Genomic DNA, 3,579 nt, shown 5'->3' with positions numbered 1-3,579 from the left:
TGCTGCTACACGAGCCCCTAAATAGTTATGCAATAAGCTAATGCCTGCTTACAGGCATATCGGCCCATACAGCTTTAGTATAAGGCCTGAACCTGAGCGGGACACCGGCCCCAACGCCCCCGCCCCCGAAAGCCGACCCCAAGCTGACCAGCAACCCCCACCCAGAGCGCCACCTGGAACAGCTCCATCACCACCCAGCGCCCGAGCCGGCGCAACCAATTCACAAAGACCGGAAAACACATAGCAGTATGAGAGTTAAATAATAGATTTATACTGTTTCCAAAGTTCGGGCCGGGCCATGAATGGGGCGTTACGGGGGCGTTACCATTATATCAAGGCTTTGGCGGCCTGGGCTATCAGGTTTAACTTTTTGGGGCGGTACGACCGGGGTTTGCGCGGGAAGTAGTTTCTTTGTTGGCCCGATTATCAGCAATCATTTTCTCATTGTCCTTTACCGCTTTAATTCAATCCCCGCTATGCCCACTTTTCCTCGCCTGATTCGCCACACGCTCACCGTTGGCTTGCTGAGCCTGCTGGCCGGGACCGCCGCCGCCCAGCCCACCGGCAAAGCCGCCAAAGGCCGCAAGCGCTACACCTTCGCCCAAAGGGATGCCGTGTCGCCCTACGTGCAGAACGTGACCAAGAATACCGACGAGGAGCAGGACATCGACGGCTCCTTCACCCGCCTCGGCTACCGCTCCTACCCCGACCTGCTCACCGAAATCGAAGCCCTCAAAAAACTGCACGACTGGGCCGACACCACCTACCAGCGCCGATTGGCCGCCTTGCCCCCCGGTGGCGTGCTGCTGGTAACCATCCACCGCCAGGGCCCCAAAAACGCCGAGCTGTCCAACCTCACCCTCACCGCCACCGGCAAAGACGGCAAAGAAGTATTCGCCCAAACCCTAGCCCCCGGCAACGGCCGCTTCTTCGGCCGCGACCTCTACCAGGCCCAACGCACCATCCCCTTCCCCAAAATGGACGCCCAGGAGCTGAACGTAAGCATCCGCGACGCCAAGCTTTACCAGACGTTCGATTATGTGCTGACGCTGCCGGCTGTGCAGTAGGGGTTTGTGTAATGAATCTCTAATTATGGATGGCTCACTTTGAGGGGAAGCTTACATACAAACACGCGCCATCGGGCTCTTTCATCCATTTATTACCTCCAATCCTATAAATGCTGTTGCGATAGTTCCCAACGCAATTATTATCAGAAGTATAACTTTAAATGTGTAGCTTTTATTTACCCTTGCAGAAAACATGGACGTAATGGCGACAACTAACCCAAAAATTGCTACCAACATAAATAAAGGAGCTATCGCACTAAACCATGCTGGAGCTAAATTTATAAAGAAGGCAGCGGTTCCGTTTCGCTTATTCATGCTTGCAATTATGAATTATTAAACAACATATCATATAAATCCCTATGTATTCCTTTGAACTGCTCTATAGTCATTGTGTAAGCTTCCCCTCAAAGTGAGTAACTCATAATTGGAGCTCACATTCTAGTTAACTCCGCAACCGCACCCATTGCACGGCAATCACCGTCTTGGCATCCCTCAACGGCTCAGCTAACAACGCATCCCGGCTCAACTCCACCATTTCGATGTTCTCGTGTTCCTCGGCCAGCCCGCCGCCAGCACCGGTTTTGTGGCTCACTTCGGCGTAGAACACGGTAATTTCCTCGGAGCTGGTGCCCGGCGAGGGCCAGATGCACACGATTTCCTCCAGCTTATCGACCTCGTAGCCCAGCTCCTCGTGAATCTCGCGGCGCATGGCGGTTTCGGGGGCTTCGTCGCCGTCTATCATGCCGGCGGCAATTTCCAGGATGTCGGCTTCGGGGCCGATGCGGAACTGGCGGGTGAGGACGTATACCTGCCGGGCCGTGTCGTAGACCAGGGCGGCCACGGCCTTGCCGGGCGCAAACTGCTCACGCCGGAGCTGCGTGTCACCATCCTGAACGATTAGTTGGTTGACTTTGTAGTGGCCGTTGAATACTTGGGTCCGCTCGATAATCTGCATGTTCGGATTACTGTGTTGTACCTTTGTTGACACCAGGGCCGCCGTCGGAGCAGCCCGCTGCCCGGCTGCGTCGGGCAAAGCCCCGCGCCTCGGCTGCCTCCGCAAGTAAGCGCACCTCACCCCAACTTCTCTTCATTCAGGGAATCTGACGGCCTCCGACGAGCCGCCAACCCCGCCCCCGCCTGGCACCGTCTGGCGTGGCCATGCCCGCCTGTGCTTCCGCACGAGGCCCCCCCCATTGCTGCGCGGCCCCTTGTTGGCCCCAGCCCCAACCCGAACTTTCGAGTACCAAACCCCCACACATGACGTTTGACGATTTAAACCTGATTGACCCCATCCTCAAAGCCCTCAAAGAGGAAGGATACACCACCCCCACTCCCATCCAGGAGCAAGCCATTCCCCACGTTCTCGAAGGCAAAGACCTGCTCGGCGTGGCCCAGACCGGCACCGGCAAAACGGCGGCCTTCACCGTGCCCATCCTGCAGGTGCTGCACCGCACGGCCCAGGTGTCGAATCACGCCCCGCGGGCCATTCGCTGCCTCGTGCTCACGCCCACCCGCGAGCTGGCCATCCAAATCAACGAAAGCTTCGGCGCCTACGGCCGCCACCTGAGCCAGATTCGCCACACCGTTATTTTCGGCGGCGTAAGCCAGGGCTCGCAGGTGGCGCAGCTCAAGCGCGGCGTGGAAGTGCTCATCGCCACCCCCGGCCGCCTGCTCGACCTCATGAACCAGGGCTTCGTGGACCTGCGCCAAGTGGAGGTGTTCGTGCTCGACGAAGCCGACCGCATGCTCGACATGGGCTTCATCAACGACATCAAGCGCATCCTGCCCAAACTGCCCACCAAGCGCCAGACCCTGTTCTTCTCGGCCACCATGCCCGGCCAGATTCAGGAGCTGGCCAGCACCATCCTGCGCCCCAACCCGGTGCGCGTGGCCGTCACGCCCGTCAGCAGCACCGCCGAGACGGTAACGCAGTCGATTTATCTGGTGGAGAACAACGACAAGCCCGCCCTGCTCCGCCACATCCTGCAGGACAAAGGCATCAAGCGCGTCCTCGTCTTCACCCGCACCAAGCACGGCGCCGACAAAGTGGTGAAGGCCCTGGCCACTTACCAAATTCCGGCCGAAGCCATTCACGGCAACAAGAGCCAGAACCACCGCCAGCGCGCCCTCTCTAACTTCAAAGCCGGCAGCACCCGCGTGTTGGTGGCCACCGACATCGCCGCCCGCGGCATCGACGTAGACGAGCTAACCCACGTCATCAACTACGAAATCCCGAACGAGCCCGAAACCTACGTGCACCGCATTGGCCGCACCGGCCGGGCCGGCGCCTTCGGCACCGCTTTCTCCTTCGTGGAAGACGAGGAGCGCGCCTACCTGCAGGACATCCAGAAGCTCATCAGCCGCCAGATTGACGTGGAAGCCGAGCATCCGTTTGTGTCGGGCCGTATCAAGCCCGTCATGTTGCACGGCAACGAGCGCATCATCCGGCCCAAGGGCCCGGCGGGTCGTCCGGCCCGTTCCGGCCCCCGCGAAGGCGGCAACGGCGGCGGCG

General features: G+C 59.2%; 3 protein-coding genes. 2 read left to right on the top strand and 1 reads right to left on the bottom strand.

Translation table 11 applies throughout. The annotated features are described in order from the left end of the window. The first annotated feature begins 476 nt into the window (after positions 1-476). Positions 477-1,067 (top strand): hypothetical protein, encoded by a 591-nt coding sequence (locus BEN47_RS00040; RefSeq protein WP_070724169.1) that lies wholly within the window; start codon positions 477-479, stop codon positions 1,065-1,067. A 442-nt stretch (positions 1,068-1,509) separates the two neighbouring features. On the opposite strand, the gene BEN47_RS00035 is transcribed toward BEN47_RS00040, so the two are convergent. After that, complete coding sequence (locus BEN47_RS00035; RefSeq protein WP_070724168.1) at positions 1,510-2,022, bottom strand: NUDIX domain-containing protein; 513 nt, start codon at positions 2,020-2,022, stop codon at positions 1,510-1,512. A gap of 302 nt (positions 2,023-2,324) precedes the next feature. Between BEN47_RS00035 and BEN47_RS00030 the strand changes: the two genes are divergently transcribed. After that, a partial coding sequence (locus BEN47_RS00030; protein WP_070724167.1) for a DEAD/DEAH box helicase occupies positions 2,325-3,579 on the top strand: 1,255 nt, incomplete at its 3' end.

Origin of the sequence: Hymenobacter lapidarius, assembly GCF_001816145.1 — a bacterium.
Taxonomy (GTDB): domain Bacteria; phylum Bacteroidota; class Bacteroidia; order Cytophagales; family Hymenobacteraceae; genus Hymenobacter; species Hymenobacter lapidarius.
Note: the sequence above shows the minus strand (reverse complement) of the source record. Positions and strands in the feature narration are given on the sequence as shown.